This is a genomic window from Pseudomonas anuradhapurensis (assembly GCF_014269225.2).
Lineage (GTDB): Bacteria > Pseudomonadota > Gammaproteobacteria > Pseudomonadales > Pseudomonadaceae > Aquipseudomonas > Aquipseudomonas anuradhapurensis.
The window spans coordinates 5,119,698-5,139,380 of sequence record NZ_CP077097.1; the positions used below are offsets into that span (position 1 = coordinate 5,119,698).

Genomic DNA, 19,683 nt, shown 5'->3' on the forward strand with positions numbered 1-19,683 from the left:
GCCGGCATCGTGGCAAGCTTGCTCAGCTTCGAACGACCAGCACCGAACCTTGTAGGAGCGGCCTTGTGTCGCGATAGGGGTGCGAAGCGCCCCCGGGATTTGGGCATCAGGCTGAGGTTGCCGGGGCCGCTTTGCGGCCCTCTCGCGACACAAGGCCGCTCCTACAAGGGACCGCGGAAGAACTTCATGAACAACCGGATCATCAAACCGCTGTGCACAGTAATTGCCCTGCTGGTCGGGGCCGCCATCCTCTGGCAGGCCTACACCACCTTCCAGGCCCGCTACCTGCGTCCATTCGACAACCAGACCACGCTGTTCGACGGCAGCCAACTGCAGCTGCCCGCCGAGCTGGCCGGCCCCGGGCCGATCCGCGTGGTGCACTTCTGGGACCCGACCTGCCCGTGCAACGTCGGTAACCAGCAGCACCTGGGCGAACTGGTCAGCCAGTTTGCCGCGCAACGGGTGGTCTTCCATGTGCTGCAAAAGCCCGGCAGCCATGGCCAGTTGCCGGCCAACCTGAGCAGCCTGCAGCCCATCGCCAGCTTGCCCGGCAGCGAGCAGCTGCCGGCCTCTCCGGCCGTTGCCATCTGGGACAGGCAAGGCCGCCTGGCTTACTTCGGCCCATACAGCGAAGGGGCGGTGTGCAACGCCAGCAACAGCTTCATCGAGCCGGTCATCCAGGCACTACTCGCAAACCGGCCTGTACAGGCCGACAACACCCTTGCCTCAGGGTGCTATTGCCCCTGGTAGATAGCAAGCACCCAAGGATTATCTACAGCAGCAGCCCACAGGAGGATTCTTACCGTAGCGACATACAGAGCAATGGAGAAACTGTATGTCTCAACACGGATCCGTCGAGCTAGCCGACAGCATTGTAAAAGCCCCCCGTCTTCCACCAGTCCCGCAATATTTTTGGGGCCACAACCGCATACCGTCTCGCTATCTGGCGTCGAGCTTTCGACCCGGCCATCTGGTCATCGACCTGGTGCCCCAGATCGAGGCTGACAAGCAGCGGGTCAAGCAAGAACACAATCAGCAACTTGAAGCGCTCGAGCAGAAGCTCGACCAGGCCGTCCTGACGCAGACCGGTTCGCTGGCTGGGCTGGAGCCGCTGTTGGCCATCGAACGAAAGCTCGCTGCCGTGAACCATCTCACGGCCAAGTACCAGGCCGAGCTCCAAACCACCCGCCAGGCAGCCAACCAGTTTTTTGGATCAGACCCGGAACACCGCTCCTTCAAGGAATTCGTCGACAGCAGCCGGCGTGCCGGTAGCGCAACAGACCCACGCCAAGCCTGGCTGGCCTCCTACCGCGCCGCTTTCGCCGCGAAGGTTCTACAGCGGCAGATCGACGAACTGGGCCGTCATCGCAGCCGGCTCAACAGCGAACGGTCGAACACCCGCTACCGGCAGATGCAGACCGGTCAAGCAAGCCAACGTCTGAAGCTTTCCGCGCAGACGCTTGACCGGACGATGGCCGCCCAGCATGAGTACCTGCTGACGCGCAGCATGCTGCAAGCCCAGCTCAAAAACTTTGAACGCCACCAACATGACGATGTGGCCGAGCAGGCTGCGCTGGCACATGCCCGCGAACTAGAACTGGAAACGTTCGACTTGCTCAAGTGCCGAGCCACTCTCAGCACCCTGTACGTCGACCTCGACAAGCTCTAGGGGCACATGCGCCATACCCCTACCAGAATTGACGTCACGCTCAAGCTGGACACCGCGCGCTCACCGCTGCCACACAAGCAGGAGTTGCTGGATCTCAAGCAGCAAGTCAGCGCTTTCAACGCCACCCATGTCCAGTCGTGGCCAACTGAAAAGGCCAACGTCGCACGCCTGCTTGCAGCGTCGGACCGCAGCCTCACTGCTGCATTCGACGAACAGCTCTACCTCGCTGCGCTCGCCGGGCGCCCCCCGAGTAGCACACCGGTCATCTTCAACGCTTGGGCCGCCAGCACCCGCCATCCGCTGGTGCTTGCCACCTCTCGCGGTGGCGTGGCGCATTTCGAGTCTGTATGGGAGCCCTTTGGCAAACTTCTGAGCAAAGCTGCGGTACGCCTGCTCGAAAGCAGCCTCACGGTCGCGCTCAGATATGCCCCGCTGATGTTCTACTCAGCCCGCCTTGGTGACGGCGAGCGTATGGGCGTAACTGTCCCGCTGGCCTCAATGACAGCCGGTGCCGACCTCACCCAACAGGCCAATCGCTTGGCAGGCCAGACGCTGGAGTTGCCGCTGCGCATGAACGCGGTACCCAGCGGCGAGCAGACCGAGGTCTACCTGGTCAACACCGACGGCAACGCTGTACTGCGTGATGTGCGAGTGCGCCAGGCGCAATGGGACTCTGCCGTCAAAGCCTACCGCTTCACTGCCGATGGCCCAGGCGGCGCCACCCTACTCTGGCACCCGGCAACACCGCCAAGCAGCCTGGGCAAACTGGACTTGCACTCCGGCGCCTAGGTCGGCGGCCAGCCCATCGTAGAAGAGGTGCAGAAGCACTACCCCGGACGCCTCATTGTGCCGCAGCAGGCGGACATCCGCTCTTTCCCCGAACGGCCCGAACTGCACATTGATGACTACGTCATCATCTTCCCGGCAGATTCAGGACTGGCGCCGATCTATGTGATGTTGCGCAGCCCCCGCAATATTCCGGGAGTTGCCAGCGGTAATGGGGTGCTTACGCCCGACAGGGTATTGGACGCAGCAAGCACGGCAGCAGGCGCGCCAATTCCCACGAGGATTGCGGAAAGGCTGAGGGGGCGAAGGTTCAGTAGGTTCGATAATCTACGGGAAGCAATCTGGATGGAGATCGCTGCGGATGAGGTGTTCAAACAGCACCTAGAATTTCTGAACGCTGACAACATGCGAAATGGTATTGCTCCTTACGCCCCCGAGAGCCATTGGGTAGGAAGACGAATAAAGCTGGAGATCCATCATAAGCATGAAATCGCAAGCGGTGGCGCAGTGTATGATCTGGACAATCTTGTACTCATGACACCGCGAGTTCATATTGATCACCACAAGGAGAGCAATCAATGACACTCAAGGGCAAATTGGAGGATTACACAGAAGATGAATTCCTCGCGCTCATAACAGAACTGTACGAAAACCGAGCGGGCCGCCGCGGTACTGAGTTAGAGAGCTTTCGAGACAGGATCATTTCCAATTTCAAAAAGATCACCGAACACCCTGATGGGGCTGATGTTCTGACACGCCCTCCAGCAGGCTCGGACAAAAGCCCTCAAGGCGTCATAAACCGCATCAAAGAATGGCGCGCCGCCAACGGCAAACCCGGCTTCAAGCCCGCCTGACCTACAAAGCCCTGCGGCAGGCACCGCAGGGCTTTTCATATTATCCGCGTACCCGCGCAGGGTTACCCACCACCGTCGCTCCCGCCGGTACATCCCGCGTCACCACACTACCGGCACCTATCACGGCGTTGTCGCCGATGGTCACCCCCGGCAGGATGATCGCTGCACCACCAATCCACACGTTGTTGCCGATGGTCACTGGCCGCCCGCTTTCCAACCCGGTGCGGCGCACCTCGGGGTCGAGCGGATGGTCGGCGGTGTAGATCTGCACGTTGGGGCCGATCTGGCAGTCCTCGCCGATACGCACCGGCAACACATCGAGAATCACGCAGTTGAAGTTCATGAAAGTATTGCGACCGACACTGATGTTGTAGCCATAGTCGCAATAGAACGGTGGGCGGATCACCGCGCCTTCGCCAACCTGGGCAAAATGCTCGGCCAACAGCCCATGCCGTGCTTCGTTGAGCAGTTCGACGCTGCTGTTGTAGCGGTGCATCCAGTGCTTGTTGGCGATCTGCTCGGCCTGCAGCTCGGGGCAACCGGCATGATAGAGCTGGCCTGTAAGCATTTTCTGTTTTTCGCTGAGGGACATGGAAACTCCTTCCTGGGACTATGCTCTGTTCGCGAATCCGCCCATGATCGGACCACACTTTTCGCTGGAATGCACAAGGAGACTGAATGAAGCGCAGCCTGACCCTGTTGGCCGTGGTAGTTACCGTGGCCGCTGCCGCTGGATACTGGTATGTGCAGGGCAAGCTGCCGCAGCGCGAGGGCGAGGTGGCAGTGGCCGGCCTGCAGGCCCCGGTCAGCGTGCGCTACGACGCCCGCGGCGTGCCGCACCTGCAGGCGCAGAGCGAGGCGGACCTGTACCGGGCACTGGGCTATGTGCATGCCCAGGACCGGCTGTTCCAGATGGAGATCCTGCGCCGCCTGGCCCGTGGCGAGCTGGCCGAGGTGCTGGGCGACAAGCTGCTACCCACCGACACCCTGTTCCGCAGCCTGCGCATTCGCGAACAGGCCGCCCTGATGGCCGCGCGTCAGGACCGCCAGGCCCCTGCCTGGCAGGCCCTGCAGGCCTATCTCGATGGTGTGAACCGCTGGCAGGCCAGTCACCCCAAGCCCGTCGAGTTCGACCTGCTCGGTTTAACCCCGCGCCCATTCACCGCCGAAGACACGCTGAGCATTGCCGGCTACATGGCCTACAGTTTCGCCGCTGCCTTTCGTACCGAGCCGGCACTGACTTATATCCGTGACCAGCTGGGCCCCGAGTACCTGGGCATCTTCGACCTCGCCTGGCAGCCGGAGGGCGCCCTGGGTACGCCGCTGGCCGCTGCCGACTGGCACAGCCTGGAGGCGCTCGCCCGCCTTAGCCATGAGGCGCTCGGCGCGGCCGGCATCCCGCAGTTCGAAGGCAGCAACGCCTGGGCCGTATCCGGCAGCCGTACCCGCAGCGGCAAGCCGTTGCTGGCCGGCGACCCGCATATCGGCTTCGCCGTGCCGGCGGTGTGGTACGAGGCCGAACTGTCGGCGCCCGGTTTCAACCTGTACGGCTACTTCCAGGCACTTAACCCATTCGCCCTGCTCGGCCACAACCGCGACTTCGGCTGGAGCCTGACCATGTTCCAGAACGATGACATCGACCTGATTGCCGAACGTACTAACCCGGCTGACGCCAACCAGGTCATGATCGATGGCCAATGGCAGGCGCTGGAGAAGACCGAGCAGCAGGTCGCCGTGAAAGGCGCAGCGCCGGTGACCCTCAGCCTGCGCCGATCGCCCCACGGCCCGATCGTCAACGACGTACTGGGCGCCACCGCCGGGCCCACGCCGATCGCCATGTGGTGGGCATTCCTGGAAACCGAAAACCCGATCCTCGATGGCTTCTACCAGATCAACCGTGCCGACACCCTGAGCAAAATGCGCGAAGCCGCCGCCAAGGTGCACGCGCCTGGGCTGAACTTCGTCTGGGCCAATGCCCGTGGCGACATTGGCTGGTGGGCGGCGGCGCAGCTGCCGATTCGCCCCGACGGGGTCGACCCGGCCTTCATTCTCGACGGCGCCAGCGCCCAGGCCAACAGGCTCGGCTTCTATCCCTTCAGCGTCAACCCGCAGCAGGAGAACCCAGCGCGCGGCTATATCGTGTCGGCCAATTACCAACCGCCGGCAGCGGTGCCGATACCGGGTTACTACAATCTGCCAGACCGAGGCCGTCAGCTCGACAACCAACTGGCCAGCCCCGAGGTGAAGTGGGACACCCAGAACAGCCAGCAGCTGCAGCTGGGCACCGCCAGCGATTATGGCCCGCGTACACTTGCCCCACTGCTGGCAACGCTGCGCACGGTGGCCGAGGGTGACGAAGAGAAGGAGCTGGTGGAGCAACTGGCCGCCTGGGCGGGTGACTATCCGCTGGATTCGGTCAGCGCCACGCTGTTCAACCAGTTCCTCTACGAACTGGCGTTCGCCGCACTGCATGACGAACTGGGCGATACCTGGTTCCCGGTGCTGATCAGCACCCGTGCCATCGACGCCGCCCTGCCGCGCCTGGCGGCGGATGCCGATTCGCCCTGGTGGAACAGCCGTGGTGACAACCAGCGCAGCGACCGCACCGCCATCGTGCGCACGGCCTGGCAACACAGCCTGAAGCACCTGCGTGACACCTTGGGCAACGACCCGGCCAGCTGGCAGTGGGGCAAGGCCCACACCCTGACCCACAACCACCCGCTTGGGGTGAAGAAGCCACTGCACCTGCTGTTCAACGTCGGCCCGTTCGCCGCGCCGGGTACCCATGAGGTACCGAACAACCTCTCGGCGAAGATCGGCCCGGCGCCTTGGCCGGTGACCTATGGGCCGTCTACGCGGCGGTTGATCGACTTTGCCGATGCTGGGCAGGCGTTGACCAGCAACCCGGTCGGGCAGAGTGGCGTGCCGTTCGACGGGCACTACGCGGACCAGGCCGAGGGTTATGTGCAGGGGCAGTACCAGCGGGCGCAGATGGGCGTGATTCCAGCGCAGAGCACCTTGCGATTGGTGCCAGGGCCGTGAGGGTCTGCTTCCGTGCCCACCCTGTAGCAGCGGCCTTGTGTCGCGATGGGCCGCACAGCGGCCCCGACAATTTCAAATACTCTACAGTCCTCCAGCCGAGACCCACTCCATGCAAAGACACTTCATCGAAATCGACGGCGCCCGGATGAGCTACGTCGACCAGGGCCAGGGCTTCCCGGTGCTGCTCGGCCACAGCTACCTGTGGTCAGCCGACATGTGGCAGCCACAGATCGAGGCCCTGTCGGCGCACTTTCGCGTCATCGTGCCCGAGCTGTGGGGCCACGGCGGCTCCGACGCCCCGCCCGCCACGACCACCGACATGAGCGCCCTGGCCCGCCAGCACCTGGCGCTGCTGGATGCCCTGGATATCGGCCAATGCCATCTGGTCGGTCTGTCGGTCGGTGGCATGTGGGGCGCGCAGCTGGCCCTGGAGCATCCCCAGCGGGTCGACCGCCTGGTATTGATGGATACCTACCTCGGCGCCGAACCGGAGGCGACCCGGCTCAAGTATTTCGGCCTGCTGGACGCGGCCAGTGGCGCAGGCATGTTCCCGGAGCCCTTGCTGGATATCGTCGTGCCGATCTTCTTCCACGCGGGCGGGCAGACGGTGCCGCAGGTGCGGGAAAGCTTCCGGGCAGCACTGAAGGCGAGCAGTGCCGAAGTTATTCGGCAAAGCCTCGATCCCCTGGGGCGAGTGATTTTTGGCCGACCGGACCTGCTGTCACGGCTGGGTGAGTTGGCCAGCGAGCGGACCATCGTGGTCTGTGGCGACCAGGACATTCCACGGCCACCAGCAGAGTCCATCGAAATGGCGCAGCTCATTGGTTGCCTGGCGGCGCAGATCCCCTTCGCCGGGCATATCTCCAGCCTGGAGAACCCACGGGTGGTCAATGAATTCCTGCTGAACTGGCTGCCGCGCAACCCGTGAGATTGCCGGGGCTGCTTTGCAGCCTATCGCCGGCAGAGCCTGTGACAACCCTGTAGAAACAAAAACGCCGACACGAATGCGTCGGCGTTTTTTCCATACGGCTGCGGATCAGAACGCCGGCAGTACGGCACCTTCATACTTCTTGGCGATGAAAGCTTTCACTTCCGGGCTGGTCAGGGCCTTGGCCAGCTTCTGGATGGCTTCGCTGTTCTTGTTGTCCGGGCGGGCGACCAGGAAGTTCACGTATGGCGAGTCGCTGCCTTCGATCACCAGCGCATCCTTGGCCGGGTTCAGGCCGGCTTCCAGGGCGTAGTTGGTGTTGATCATGTCCAGGTCGACCTGGTCCAGCACGCGCGGCAGCATGGCCGATTCAAGCTCGCGGAACTTCAGCTTCTTCGGGTTCTCGGCGATGTCCTTGGGCGTGGCCAAGGCGTTTTTCGGGTCCTTCAGGGTAATCAGGCCGGCCTTCTGCAGCAGCAGCAGGGCACGGCCGCTGTTGCTACCCTCGTTGGGGATGGCAACGGTGGCGCCTTCTTTCAGTTCGCTCAGGTTCTTGACCTTCTTCGAGTAGCCACCAAACGGCTCGACATGAACACCGATCACGGTTTCCAGGTGGGTGCCCTTGCCTTCGTTGAAGTTCTGCAGGTATGGCAGGGTCTGGAAGTAGTTGGCGTCCAGGCGCTTCTGGTCAACCTGCACGTTTGGCTGCACGTAGTCGGTGAACACCTTGATCTGCAGGTCCACACCTTCCTTGGCCAAGGTCGGTTTGATCAGTTCAAGGATTTCAGCGTGCGGTACCGGGGTGGCGGCTACCACCAGTTTCTCGGCAGCGGCAGCCAGGCCAGCGAACGACAGGGCAGCGGCCAGGGCGGTGGTCAGCAGGGTCTTCTTCATGGTGGTCCTTGTTCTGGTTCTGGGCCATCGACGATGGCGAATCGGGTGCCCAACCGATTCATCAGTGGGCGTGGACTGGACGATACCTAGATTTTTTATTCCGTAAAAATATCTTTTAATTTGCTGCTTATTCCAAAATCAAACTGCTATCAGTCACTTTGTTCATTAGCGAGGTCTAGCGCGCGGGGCTGGGTATATCGAGGTCCTCGGGCACGATTTCCTCGCCCTCGTTCACCAACAAGGCGAAGTGAATGACATTTTCCAGTTCGCGGGTATTGCCCGGCCAGGCGTGCGCCTCCAGCACCTGTTGCGCGGCCTCGCTCACCAGCGGCACTGGCCGTTGCAGACGCACGCTGTAGATACCCACGAAATATTCGGCCAGCGGCAGGATATCGCCTGGCCGTTCACGCAGCGGCGGCAGTTCCAGCGCCCCTTCGCGCAAGTACTGGTACAAGCGCTCGTTGAAGCGACCCGCCCGCACGACCCGGGCCAGGTCGATGCTGGTGGCGGCCACCAGGCGCACATCCACCGGTTGCGGCTGTTGCGCCCCGACCCGGGTAACCTCGCGGTTTTCCAGGGCGGCCAGCAGCTTGCCCTGAATGACCAATGGCAAGTCGGCGATTTCGTCCAGGTACAGCGTGCCGCCATTGGCTGAACCGAACCAGCCAGCGCGGCTGCTGGCCGTGCCGCCATGGCTGCCGGCGCTGTAGCCGAACAGCTCGGCTTCGGCATAGTTGGTGCTGATGGCCGCACAGTTGACCGAGACGAACAACCCGCCGCGGTCACTGGCGCGGTGTATCTGCCGAGCCAGCAGCTCCTTGCCGGTGCCGGTTTCACCACGGATCAGTACTGGCAGGGGCTGTGGCGCCAGGCGCTCGAGTTGCTCGCGCAGCTGCTGGGAACGCGGGTCGATGAACACCAGCGCCTTGGCGCGAATGCTCAGTGGGCTCTTGTCCAGTTCGGGGAAAGTCAGCAGCGGCTGGCCAAACGGGTTTTGAAAAGTCATGACAAACTCCCGCCCCTGGCCTGCAATGGCCGGGCGTCGGCAAACGGTAGACAGTCAGGGCGATCAGGCGCGGCGCAGAGCGCGCTGCTCGACCCGGTTCTGCAAGCGATACAGGTAAGCGAAACCTTGTTCCCAGCGCTCATGGCCGGACTTGACGTTGATGTGCCCGGCGTTGGTCAGCAGCCCCGCTTCGGCGCCCCAGGCCTGGGCCAGGTACAGCGCCCGTGACACGCTCACGGCCGGGTCGTTGTCCGAACTGACTACCTGGCTGGGGAACGGCAGGGCCTCGGTCGGGATCGGCGCGAAGTTGCGCAAGGCGGGTGCGCAACTGGGCCGCTCGACATCCGCCGGCGCCACCAGCAAGGCACCACGCACCCGCCGCAGCAAGGTCGGGCTGGCCTGCACGGCCCAATGAGCGACGGTGATGCAGCCCAGGCTGTGGGCAATCAGAATCACCGGCGAGTGCTCTGCGGCAATCGCCTGCTCCAGCGCCTGTACCCAGTCCTGGCGCTGCGGGGTCAACCAGTCATGCTGCTCGACCCGTGCGCTGTTGGGCAGGGTGCGCTGCCAGTGACTTTGCCAATGGTTGTCTGGCGATCCTTGCCAGCCCGGCACAATCAGGTAACGGATCGACTCGTTGCGCATGGGGACGCCTCCAGTGGGTTTGCGTGCTTGGAGGCCAGTATAGGGTGGTGGTTATACCAGTAAAGGAATAAGAAGCTATTTATTAATAACTAAATTTGCGCGAAACTCCTTGTGTCACGATGCACCGCAACGTTGCCCCCTGACTCGACCGATCTGGCCCACTGCGGAGGTTCTCCGGCTTCTGCCAGGCATGAAAAAACCCGGGAGGTTACCCGGGTTTTTCTGTACTGAGGCGACTTAGATATCCGCCAGTTTCTGCCAGACCTTCGGCCGGAAGAACAATGTCTCGCCCCGTGCCAACCCGGTCAGGCTGTCGTGGTCCTTGACCACCTCGGCCTCGATCAGCTCGCTCTGCCCTTCAACCTTCAGGGTCACCCGCGTGGTAGCGCCCAACGGTCGAATATCGCGCACTTCGGCCGCATGATGCCCTTCGGTCTCGTGCCGCGACAACGACACCTCGTGCGGGCGGAACAGCACATGGTGCCCTTCGCTCAAGGCCAGGCGGTTGGAGTCACCCAGGAAGTGATAGACGAAATCGTTGGCCGGGTGCTCGTACACCTCGCCCGGCGAGCCGATCTGCTCGATCACGCCCTTGTTCATCACCACGATGCGGTCGGCCACTTCCATGGCTTCTTCCTGGTCGTGGGTGACGAATACCGAGGTCAGGTTGATGTCCTCGTGCAGGCGCGCCAGCCAGCGACGCAGCTCCTTGCGCACCTTGGCATCCAGCGCACCGAACGGCTCGTCCAGCAGCAGCACCTTGGGTTCCACTGCCAGCGCACGGGCCAGGGCGATCCGCTGGCGCTGGCCACCGGACAGCTGCTCGGGGTAGCGGTCGGACAGCCAGTCCAGCTGCACCATGTTCAGCAGCTCATGCACCTTTTCGGCAATCCTGCTTTCGCTCGGGCGCTCACCCTTGGGCTTCATGCGCAGGCCGAAGGCGACGTTGTCGAACACACTCATGTGGCGGAACAAGGCGTAGTGCTGGAACACGAAACCGACGTTGCGGTCACGCACGTCATGGCCGGACACATCTTCGCCATGGAACACGATATTGCCCTGGTCGGGGGTTTCCAGCCCGGCAATGATGCGCAGCAGGGTGGTCTTGCCGCAGCCGGACGGGCCAAGCAGGGCCACCAGCTCGCCGCTGTTGATGTCCAGGTTGATGTTGTCCAGTGCCTGGAAGCTGTTGAAGCGCTTGCTGACGTTACGAACTTCGATCGACATGAATCATTCCTCCGCGGCGCTGTGGCGCAGGCGGTTAATACGGTTCTCGCTCCACTGCTTGAGCAGCAGGATGAAGAGCGCCATGATCAGCAGCAGGCTGGCCACGCTGAAGGCCGCCACGTGGTTGTACTCGTTGTAGAGAATCTCCACGTGCAGCGGCAAGGTGTTGGTCACGCCGCGAATATGGCCTGACACCACCGACACGGCGCCAAACTCCCCCATGGCCCGCGCGGTGCACAGCACCACGCCGTAGATCAGTCCCCATTTGATGTTCGGCAAAGTCACATGCCAGAACATCTGCCAGCCATTGGCGCCGAGCAGGCGCGCAGCCTCCTCCTCTTGCGTGCCCTGCTCCTGCATCAGCGGGATCAGTTCACGGGCCACGAACGGCACGGTGACGAAGATGGTGGCGAGGACGATGCCCGGCAGGGCGAACACGATCTGGATGTCGTGGTCCTGCAGCCACGGCCCGAACAGGCCCTGCGCGCCGAACATGAGCACGTACACCAGGCCGGCGATCACCGGCGACACCGAGAACGGCAGGTCGATCAGGGTGACCAGGAGGCTCTTGCCACGGAAGGTGTATTTGCTCACGCACCAGGCGGCGCTGACGCCGAACACCAGGTTGAGCGGTACCGAAATGGCTACCGCGATCAGGGTCAGCTTCAAGGCCGACAACGCATCCGGTTCGAGGATCGCCTCGAAGAATGTGCCAAAGCCGTTCTTCAGCGCCTGCGACACCACGATCACCAGCGGCAGCAACAGGAACAGCGCGAATACCAGCCAGCCAAGGCTGATCAGGACGCGCCGCGACGTCGCACTGCCACGGCGGGCGGCGTTGGCGGCGGCGGTTGCATTCAGGGTTGAACTGGACATGCCGGCCTCCTTCAAGGGGTTTCGATGCGGCGCTGCAGCAGGTTGATCAGCAGCAGCAGGATGAAGGAAACCACCAGCATCAATACGCCGATGGCGGTCGCGCCGGTGTAGTCGTACTGGTCGAGCTTGACCATGATCAGCAGCGGCAGGATCTCGGTCTTCATCGGCATGTTGCCGGCAATGAAGATCACTGAACCATACTCCCCCACACCACGGGCAAAGGCCAGGGCAAAACCGGTGAGCCAGGCGGGCAGCAGCGCCGGCGCCAGCACATGGCGGAACACCTGCAGCGGCTTGGCGCCCAGGCAGGCAGCGGCCTCCTCGACCTCGCGCGGGATGTCGGCCAGTACCGGTTGTACCGTGCGCACCACGAACGGCAGGGTGACGAAGGTCAGGGCCAGGGTGATGCCCAGCGGGGTGTAGGCGATCTTGAAGCCAAGCTCGGTGGCGAACTGGCCGACCCAGCCCGAAGGCGCGTACAGGGCAGTCAGGGCGATGCCGGCAACGGCGGTGGGCAGGGCGAATGGCAGGTCGATCATCGCATCGATGACCTTGCGCCCAGGGAAGGTGTAGCGTACCAGCACCCAGGCCAGCAAGGTGCCGATCACGCCGTTGATGATGGCGGCGAACAGGGCGGTGCCGAAACTCAGCTTGAGCGCGGCGATCACCCGCGGTGCACTGATGACGTTCCAGAACTGCTCCCAGGTCAGCTGCGCGGCATGCACGAACATGGCGGCCAGCGGTATCAGCACGATCAGGCTGAGGTACACCAAGGTGTAGCCCAGCGTCAGCCCGAAGCCGGGTATGACGGGGGAAATACGGCGTGACATAAATATCCCTGGTTGAACGCACGAAGCCCGGGATCAATCCCGGGCCGGTGCAGGCTTGTAAATCCTGAGGCTGCCTTGCAGCCCTTTCGCGACGCAAGGCCGCTCCTACAAGGACTACGCGATGTTCTGTAGGAGCGGCCTTGCGTTGCGAAAGGGCCGCCAAGCGGCCCCCGCTTTTCCGTGGCGCTTACTGTGCCTGATAGATCTGGTCGAACACACCGCCATCATTGAAGAACTTTGGCTGTGCAGTCTTCCAGCCACCGAAGTCCTTGTCGATAGTGACCAGCTCCAGTTTCGGGAACTGCTTGCCGAACTCGGCAGCCACCTTGGCATCACGCGGGCGATAGAAGTTCTCGGCCGCAATCTTCTGCCCGGCCGGGCTGTACAGGTGCTTGAGGTATTCGTTGGCGATCTCGGTGTTGCCCTTCTTCTCGGCGTTCTTGTCGACCACTGCCACCGGCGGTTCGGCCAGGATCGACAGCGAGGGCACGACGATCTCGAACTTGTCGGCGCCACCGTCTTCCTTCAACGCCAGGAAGGCCTCGTTTTCCCAGGCCAGCAGCACGTCGCCCTGGCCGTTGTTGACGAAGGTGATGGTCGAGCCACGGGCGCCGGTATCCAGCACCGGCACGTGCTTGAATAGCTCCTGCACGTAGGCCTTGGCCTTGTCTTCACTTCCCCCGGTCTTCAGGCCATAGGCCCATGCGGCGAGGAAGTTCCAGCGGGCGCCGCCGGAGGTCTTCGGGTTGGGGGTGATCACCGACACATCCTTCTTGACCAGGTCGCCCCAATCCTTGATGCCTTTGGGGTTGCCCTTGCGCACCAGGAACACGATGGTCGAGGTATAAGGCGTGCTGGCGTCCGGCAGACGCTTCTGCCAGTCCGCGGGCAAGGTCTTGCCAAGCTTGGCGACTTCGTCGATGTCGCCAGCCAGGGCCAGGGTCACCACGTCGGCGCGCAGGCCGTCGATCACCGCACGGGCCTGCTTGCCCGAGCCGCCATGAGATTGCTGGATCTTCAACGTGTCGCCCGGGTGAGCCTGCTGCCAGTGCTTGATGAACTCGGCGTTGTATTGCTGATAAAGCTCACGGGTCGGGTCGTAGGACACGTTCAGCAGTTCGTAGTCCTTGGCGATGGCGGAACCGGCAAAAACAGCACTGGCCAGGGCGGCGAGCGCATAACGGCGGATGGACATGGTGAAGCTCCCGATTGGCATTTTTCTAGTTTTGGATGGGTAAGCGATCAGCCGGTCTTGTTGCCGGGCTGTTGCAGGCGGAATTTCTCCTTGCGCTCGATCTGTACGACCTGAGCGTTGTGCACAGTGATCTCCACCGCGCCGAAGCGCAGGTCGCGCAGGGCGCTCTGGATTTCCCGCAGAATGGTGGCTTCGTCCTGACCGTCGATGCTACGCAGAGATGCACTCATGCTCGTTCTCCTTGGAATGAGGGTGCCGGGCTGAGGTTTGAAGGGGATTTGCGCCTGGCTTGAGGGCAATAGTAGAGAGACGGTTTTATTCTTAAAAATACTGTTTAAGAATTTTTATATAACCAAACCCAAAAGGCGATATTGAAAGCGACAGAAGCCGCTGTGGGAGCGGGTTCACCCGCGAATGCGGCAGCGGCTCCACCATCGCATTCGCGGGTAAACCCGCTCCCACAGGGTTTGCTGTAGGGTTTCAGGAGTTTTTCTGTGGCTCGCGGATCTTGTACCAGGCCACATACAACGCCGGCAGGAACAGCAGCGTCAGCAGGGTGGCCACGATGATCCCGCCAATCATGGCGTAGGCCATCGGCCCCCAGAACACTTCGCGGGCGATCGGGATCATGCCCAGGCTTGCGGCCGCCGCCGTCAGCAGGATCGGCCGGCGCCGGTGATTGGTGGCTTCCACCACTGCATCCCACGGCGAGAAGCCCTGAGCCTCGAACTCGTCGATCTGGGTCACCAGGATCACCGAGTTACGAATGATGATACCCGCGAGCGCGAGGATGCCGAGGATCGCCACGAAGCCCATCGGTGTGCCGGTAGGCACCAGCGCCAGCACTACACCGATAAGCCCCAAGGGGGCCACGCTGACCACCAGGAACAGCTTCTGCACACTGTGCAGCTGAATCATCAGGAAGGTCGCCATCAGGAACAGCATCAGCGGGATCACCTTGCGGATCGGGCCTTGCGCCTTGGCACTCTCTTCCACCGTACCGCCAGTGGCCACTTCGAAGCCCACCGGCAGCTTGCTGGCGAACTCGTCGATCTTCGGCTTCAGCTGGGCCACCAGGTCGGTGGGCTGGATGTCGCCATTGACCGAGGCCTTGATGGTGATGGTCGGCTTGCGGTCACGGCGCCACACCAGCGGCTGCTCCAGCTCGTAGCGTACGGTGGCGAACGACAGCAGCGGGATCGCGGTGCCGTTGGGCGTGAGGATCTGCAGGTTCTGCAGGGTGTCCGGCGAGCCGCGCTCGCTGTCCTGGGCGCGGGCAACCACGTCGACAAGGTAGATGTTGTCGTTGACCTGGGTGATCTGGACGCCGCTGACGATGCTGTTCATCACATTGGCCACGTCTTCCGATGACAAGCCCAGCTGACGCGCCTTGTCCTGGGCAATTTCCACCCGCAGCACCTTACCCGGCTCGTTCCAGTCGTAGATCATCTCGCCAATGTGCTCGTTCTGGTCGAGCAAGGTGGCCAGCTCGATGGCATGCTTGCGTACCTCGTCGATATTGGCGCCGCTGACCCGGTACTGGATCGGCCGGCCCACCGGCGGGCCCATTTCCAGCGACTGCACGTTGGTACCGATGCCGACGAATTCCTCATGCAGGATCTTCTGCAGCCGCGCCATCATGCCCTGGCGCTCTTCGAAGCCCTTGCTGACGATCACCAACTGCGCGTAATACGGGTTCTGCAGTTGCTGGTCGAGGGGCAGGTAGAAGCGGATCGCGCCCTGGCCGATGTAGGTGCTCCAGTGCACCAGGTCCGGGTCGTCCTTGATCCGCGCCTCGAAGCGGTCGACCACCTTGCGCGTCTCTTCGATCGAGGCATTCTGTGGCAGGTTGAGGTCGACGAGGATTTCCGGGCGGTCCGAAGACGGGAAGAACTGGTTCTGCACGAAGCGCTGGCAGAAGATCGCCAGGGCGAACAGCAGCACGGTGCCGATGATGGTCAGCCAGCGGTTGCGCATGCACCACAGCAAGCCGTGCTCGAAGGCCCGGCCGAGCCTTCCAGGCTCGGCATCATGGGCCTTGAGGTTGCTGCTGAGCATATGCACCCCTAGCACCGGGGCAAAGAACACCGCCACGATCCACGACACCAGCAGGGCCACGGCAATCACCGCGAACAGGGTGAAGGTATATTCGCCCGCCGAGCTGGCATTGAGGCCAATGGGCACGAACCCGGCCACGGTGACCAAGGTGCCGGTGAGCATCGGGAACGCCGTGGAGGTATAGGCGAAGGTTGCCGCCTGCTCCTTGCTCTCGCCCATCTCCAACCGCGTGACCATGACCTCCACGGTGATCATCGCGTCATCCACCAGCAGGCCCAGCGCGATGATCAGCGCACCCAGCGAAATACGCTGCATGGTGATGCCGCTGTATTCCATGAACACGAATACCATGGCCAGCACCAGCGGGATCGAACAGGCCACCACCAGCCCGGCGCGCACCCCCAGGCTGACAAAGCTCACCCCGAGCACGATCACCACCGCCTCGAACAGCGCACTGGTGAAGCCGCCGACCGCCTGCTTGACCACCACGGCCTGGTCGGAAACGGTATGCACCCCAACGCCTATCGGCAGGTCCTCGATCACCTGGTCCATGCGTTTTTTCAGTGCCGCACCGAACACTTGGATATTGCCCCCGGCTTTCATGCCGATAGCCAGGCCCAGCGCCGTCTGGCCGTTGTAGCGGAACATCGGCGAGGGCGGGTCGACATAGCCGCGCTCGATGTCGGCGATGTCGGCCAGGCGGAAGAAGCGGTCGTTGATCTTCAAGTTGACGGTTTGCAGGTCCTTTTCCGAGGCGAACTGCCCGGTGGTACGCACGGAAATGCGCTCCGGACCGGCCTCGATCACTCCGGCCGGGGTCACCGCGTTCTGCGATTGCAGGGCTTGCATCACCTGGCGCTGGTCAATGCCCAGGGCTGCCAGCTTGCGGGTGGAGAAGTTCAGGTACAGCACTTCGTCCTGGGTGCCGATCAGCTCGATCTTGCCGATGTTGGGTACGTCACGCACTTCAGCCCGCGCCTGCTCCACATAGTCGCGCAGCTGGCGCAGGGTCAGGCCGTCGGCGGTAAAGGCATAGATCGAGCCGAACACGTCGCCGAACTCGTCGTTGAACCCCGGGCCCTGGATGCCTGCCGGGAACTCACCACGGATGTCCTGGATCTTCTTGCGCACCTGATACCAGATTTCCGGGATGTCCTTGGCCTTGGTGGTGTCGCGCAGATACACATAGACCGTGGATTCACCCGGGCGGGTGTAGCTTTTGGTGTAGTCGAGCGAGTCGAGTTCTTCGAGCTTCTTCTCGATGCGGTCGGTGACCTGGTACAGGGTCTCGTCCTGGGTCGCGCCGGGCCAACGGGTCTGGATCACCATGGTCTTGATGGTGAACGACGGGTCTTCCTCACGGCCCAGGTTGAAGTAGGAGAAGATCCCCATCAGCAGCGCAACGAACATCAGGTACCAGACGAACGATTGATGCTTGAGTGCCCAGTCGGACAGGTTGAAGCTTCCTTTCATTGCGCATCCTCGTCGAAGGTCACCTTCTGGCCAGGCTTGAGGCTGTTCACGCCTGCCGTCACCACCCGCTCGCCGGGCTGTACACCAGAGGTCAGGACGATGCTCTGGTCGGTGCGGTCGATCAGGGCCACGTCACGGGTGGCCACGGTTTTCTGCTGCGGATCGATCACCCACACCTGGGTTTTGCCATCCCGCTCGAGCAAGGCGCTCAAGGGCAACTCGCTGCGTGGCGTCACCGCCGAACTCAGGGTCACGCTGATGGCAGTGCCCAGGTGGAACGCCGCGGGTGTGCTGGCCAGGCTCAGGCGGGCGCGGCGGGTACGGGTGGTGGCGTCGGCCTGGGGTTCCAGCTCGCGCAGGCTGGCCGTGGTGTTGATGGTCGGGTCGAGTTGCGAGGCAACGGTAAAGGTCAGGCCTTTGTTCAACTGTTCGGCCAGGCCGATCGGCAGGTCGATCACCGCTTCCTTCACGTCCGGCCGGGCCAGGGTCACCACGGCCTGGCCGGCGGTGACGGTTTGCCCGGCTTCGGCTTTCCAGTCGGTGATCACCGCAGCATGGTCGCTGCGCAGGGTGCTGTAGTCGAGCTGGTCACGGGCCTGGCTGACCGCCGAGCGCGCCTGTTCCAATGCGGCGCTGGTGGTTTTCAGGTTGGTCTGGGCAATATCCAGCTGGGCCTGGGCACCTACGCCGCGGTCATACAACTGCTGCTGGCGACGGGCATCGGCCTGGGCGTTGATCCACTGGGCCTGCACCTTGGCCAGGTCGCCTTCGGCGGCGCGCAACTGGTTCTGCTGGTCGGTGGGGTCGAGCGTGGCCAGGGTGTCACCCGGCTTCACCTGGGCACCCACATCCAGCCAGCGCCGGGCGATGCGCCCAGATACGCGAAAGCCCAGGGTGCTTTCGAAACGCGCCTGGATAGAGCCGGCAAAGCGGCCCAGCTGCGACTGCACCTGGGGTTCGACCTTGATCGACAGCACCGGCCGAATCGGCTCCGGCGCTTCGTCCTCGCTGCTGCAGCCGAGCAACAGCATGCCGGCCGACACCATCATCAGCAGGTGCTTCATAGCTCCCCCCCTTTGGCCTTGGCATCGATCTTCTGTACCTGCATGCCGGGGTGCAGCAATTGCCCGCCATTGACCACTACGGTCTCCCCTCCCTTCAGGCCATGGGCAACCACGATCCTGCCGGTGAGATACCGGCTGACCTCGACCTTGCGCAGTTCCACCTTGTCGCCCTCACCCACCACCCACACCGCTGGTTCATGCAGCGCCTTGGTCAAGGCAGACCACGGCAGTTCGATACTGGGTCGCCCCTCGGCATTGGTGGTGGCGGTCACCGGTGCGCCCAGCTGCATTGCCGGCGGCACATCCCTGAGCCCGACCTTGACCTGTACCGTGCCACTTTGCGCGGACACCGTCGGGGTGATTTCGCGAACGAAGCCATGGGCCTTTACCTTGGGGTCATCCAGCAGGCTGACGATCACCCCGGCATCACTGGGCGGCGCCACCAGCAGCGACTCATAGACGTTGAACACGGCATCGCGATCGCCGTCGCGGGCCAGGCTGAAGATCGGCATGGTCGCCTGCACCACCTGGCCAACCTCGGCCTGGCGCTCGGTGATCACGCCATCGGCTTCGGAAACCAGGGCGGTGTAGCTGAGTTGTTCATTGGCATCGGCCAATTGCGCCTGGGCGGCCTTGAGTGCGCTCTGGTCGCTGCGCAGGGCGGCCTCGGCGGCGTCGTATTCGCTCTGGCTGGTGTAGCCCTTGGGCAGCAGTTTCTGCTGGCGTACGAAAGCGGCGCTGCTCTGGGTGACCCGCGCCTGGGCGGCGAACACTTCGGCCTTGGCCGAGTCGACGTTGTTTTGCAGGTCTTTCGGGTCCAGGCGCGCCAGCACCTGGTTGGCCTTGACGTGGTCGCCGACATCGACGCTGCGCGAAATGATCTTGCCGCCGACGCGGAACGACAGGTCGGTCTGCACCCGCGCCTGTACGTCACCGGTCAGGGTGACCCTGGCGGCGAAGTCAGTCGGCTGGACCTGCTGCACGCCAACCCGGGGCAGTGTCTCGGGGACTTCTTCCTTGCTGCAGCCCGTGAGCAGGTACAACAGCCCCAGGCAAACGACCGACAGCGGACGTAACCACGTCATGCAGGCTCCTTGCTTGCGCACAAATGATTTGTGGGATGCGACTGTCAGCGT

At 62.9% G+C, this 19,683-nt stretch carries 18 protein-coding genes and 1 pseudogene; 7 read left to right on the forward strand and 12 right to left on the reverse strand.

Going from position 1 to position 19,683, the window contains the following annotated elements; genetic code table 11:
• Positions 1-186 precede the first annotated feature (186 nt).
• The 5 genes and pseudogenes from HU763_RS23355 (at position 187) to HU763_RS23365 (ending at position 3,309) form a co-directional block, all read left to right on the forward strand.
• Complete coding sequence (locus tag HU763_RS23355; protein ID WP_186684151.1) at positions 187-750, forward strand: DUF6436 domain-containing protein; 564 nt, start codon at positions 187-189, stop codon at positions 748-750.
• Positions 751-835: 85 nt separating this feature from the next.
• Positions 836-1,669 carry a hypothetical protein gene (locus tag HU763_RS24830; RefSeq protein WP_225931908.1) on the forward strand — a complete coding sequence of 278 codons (834 nt, stop codon included), beginning with the start codon at positions 836-838 and terminating at the stop codon, positions 1,667-1,669.
• A 6-nt stretch (positions 1,670-1,675) separates the two neighbouring features.
• Positions 1,676-2,566: pseudogene (locus HU763_RS24910) on the forward strand (S-type pyocin domain-containing protein); the annotation flags it as partial.
• A 57-nt stretch (positions 2,567-2,623) separates the two neighbouring features.
• Positions 2,624-3,037 (forward strand): HNH endonuclease signature motif containing protein, encoded by a 414-nt coding sequence (locus HU763_RS24915; protein WP_338053005.1) that lies wholly within the window; start codon positions 2,624-2,626, stop codon positions 3,035-3,037.
• Positions 3,034-3,309: a bacteriocin immunity protein gene (locus HU763_RS23365; RefSeq protein WP_170033547.1), complete on the forward strand. Its 276-nt coding sequence runs from the start codon at positions 3,034-3,036 to the stop codon at positions 3,307-3,309. The genes HU763_RS24915 and HU763_RS23365 overlap by 4 nt, the downstream gene beginning before the upstream one ends.
• A 40-nt stretch (positions 3,310-3,349) precedes the next feature.
• On the opposite strand, the gene HU763_RS23370 is transcribed toward HU763_RS23365, so the two are convergent.
• The gene (locus tag HU763_RS23370) at positions 3,350-3,901 is read right to left on the reverse strand and encodes a sugar O-acetyltransferase (RefSeq protein WP_186672042.1); all 552 of its coding nucleotides are present in this window, start codon (positions 3,899-3,901) and stop codon (positions 3,350-3,352) included.
• A gap of 86 nt (positions 3,902-3,987) precedes the next feature.
• Between HU763_RS23370 and HU763_RS23375 the strand changes: the two genes are divergently transcribed.
• Together HU763_RS23375 and HU763_RS23380 are read left to right on the forward strand one after the other, a co-directional pair.
• Positions 3,988-6,351 (forward strand): penicillin acylase family protein, encoded by a 2,364-nt coding sequence (locus HU763_RS23375; RefSeq protein ID WP_186684149.1) that lies wholly within the window; start codon positions 3,988-3,990, stop codon positions 6,349-6,351.
• Between the two features lie 109 nt (positions 6,352-6,460).
• Entirely contained in the window at positions 6,461-7,279 is an 819-nt protein-coding gene (locus tag HU763_RS23380; protein ID WP_170033553.1) for an alpha/beta fold hydrolase, read from the forward strand.
• A 108-nt stretch (positions 7,280-7,387) separates the two neighbouring features.
• Here the strand turns inward: HU763_RS23380 and HU763_RS23385 are convergent, their stop codons facing one another.
• The 11 genes from HU763_RS23385 to HU763_RS23435 all read right to left on the reverse strand — a co-directional run bounded on the left by HU763_RS23385 (position 7,388) and on the right by HU763_RS23435 (position 19,632).
• The gene (locus tag HU763_RS23385; protein ID WP_170033555.1) at positions 7,388-8,173 is read right to left on the reverse strand and encodes a MetQ/NlpA family ABC transporter substrate-binding protein; all 786 of its coding nucleotides are present in this window, start codon (positions 8,171-8,173) and stop codon (positions 7,388-7,390) included.
• A gap of 175 nt (positions 8,174-8,348) precedes the next feature.
• A complete protein-coding gene (locus HU763_RS23390) occupies positions 8,349-9,179 on the reverse strand; it encodes a sigma 54-interacting transcriptional regulator (protein ID WP_186672034.1) in 831 nt (276 codons plus the stop codon).
• Between the two features lie 63 nt (positions 9,180-9,242).
• Entirely contained in the window at positions 9,243-9,824 is a 582-nt protein-coding gene (locus HU763_RS23395) for an alpha/beta hydrolase (RefSeq protein WP_186684147.1), read from the reverse strand.
• A 237-nt stretch (positions 9,825-10,061) separates the two neighbouring features.
• Entirely contained in the window at positions 10,062-11,051 is a 990-nt protein-coding gene (locus tag HU763_RS23400; RefSeq protein WP_186672030.1) for a sulfate/molybdate ABC transporter ATP-binding protein, read from the reverse strand.
• A gap of 3 nt (positions 11,052-11,054) precedes the next feature.
• Positions 11,055-11,927 (reverse strand): sulfate ABC transporter permease subunit CysW, encoded by an 873-nt coding sequence (gene cysW / locus HU763_RS23405; RefSeq protein WP_170033589.1) that lies wholly within the window; start codon positions 11,925-11,927, stop codon positions 11,055-11,057.
• A gap of 11 nt (positions 11,928-11,938) precedes the next feature.
• Positions 11,939-12,757, reverse strand: a complete 819-nt coding sequence (gene cysT, locus HU763_RS23410; protein WP_186684145.1) for a sulfate ABC transporter permease subunit CysT — start codon at positions 12,755-12,757, stop codon at positions 11,939-11,941.
• A 187-nt stretch (positions 12,758-12,944) separates the two neighbouring features.
• Complete coding sequence (locus tag HU763_RS23415; protein WP_186684143.1) at positions 12,945-13,952, reverse strand: sulfate ABC transporter substrate-binding protein; 1,008 nt, start codon at positions 13,950-13,952, stop codon at positions 12,945-12,947.
• 47 nt (positions 13,953-13,999) lie between these two features.
• A complete protein-coding gene (gene oscA / locus HU763_RS23420; protein WP_003258557.1) occupies positions 14,000-14,182 on the reverse strand; it encodes a sulfur starvation response protein OscA in 183 nt (60 codons plus the stop codon).
• Positions 14,183-14,432: 250 nt separating this feature from the next.
• Positions 14,433-17,483 (reverse strand): efflux RND transporter permease subunit, encoded by a 3,051-nt coding sequence (locus HU763_RS23425; RefSeq protein ID WP_186684141.1) that lies wholly within the window; start codon positions 17,481-17,483, stop codon positions 14,433-14,435.
• Positions 17,480-18,547, reverse strand: a complete 1,068-nt coding sequence (locus HU763_RS23430) for an efflux RND transporter periplasmic adaptor subunit (protein ID WP_186672022.1) — start codon at positions 18,545-18,547, stop codon at positions 17,480-17,482. The genes HU763_RS23425 and HU763_RS23430 overlap by 4 nt, the downstream gene beginning before the upstream one ends.
• Entirely contained in the window at positions 18,544-19,632 is a 1,089-nt protein-coding gene (locus HU763_RS23435) for an efflux RND transporter periplasmic adaptor subunit (protein WP_186672021.1), read from the reverse strand. The genes HU763_RS23430 and HU763_RS23435 overlap by 4 nt, the downstream gene beginning before the upstream one ends.
• Between the last annotated feature and the right edge of the window lie 51 nt (positions 19,633-19,683).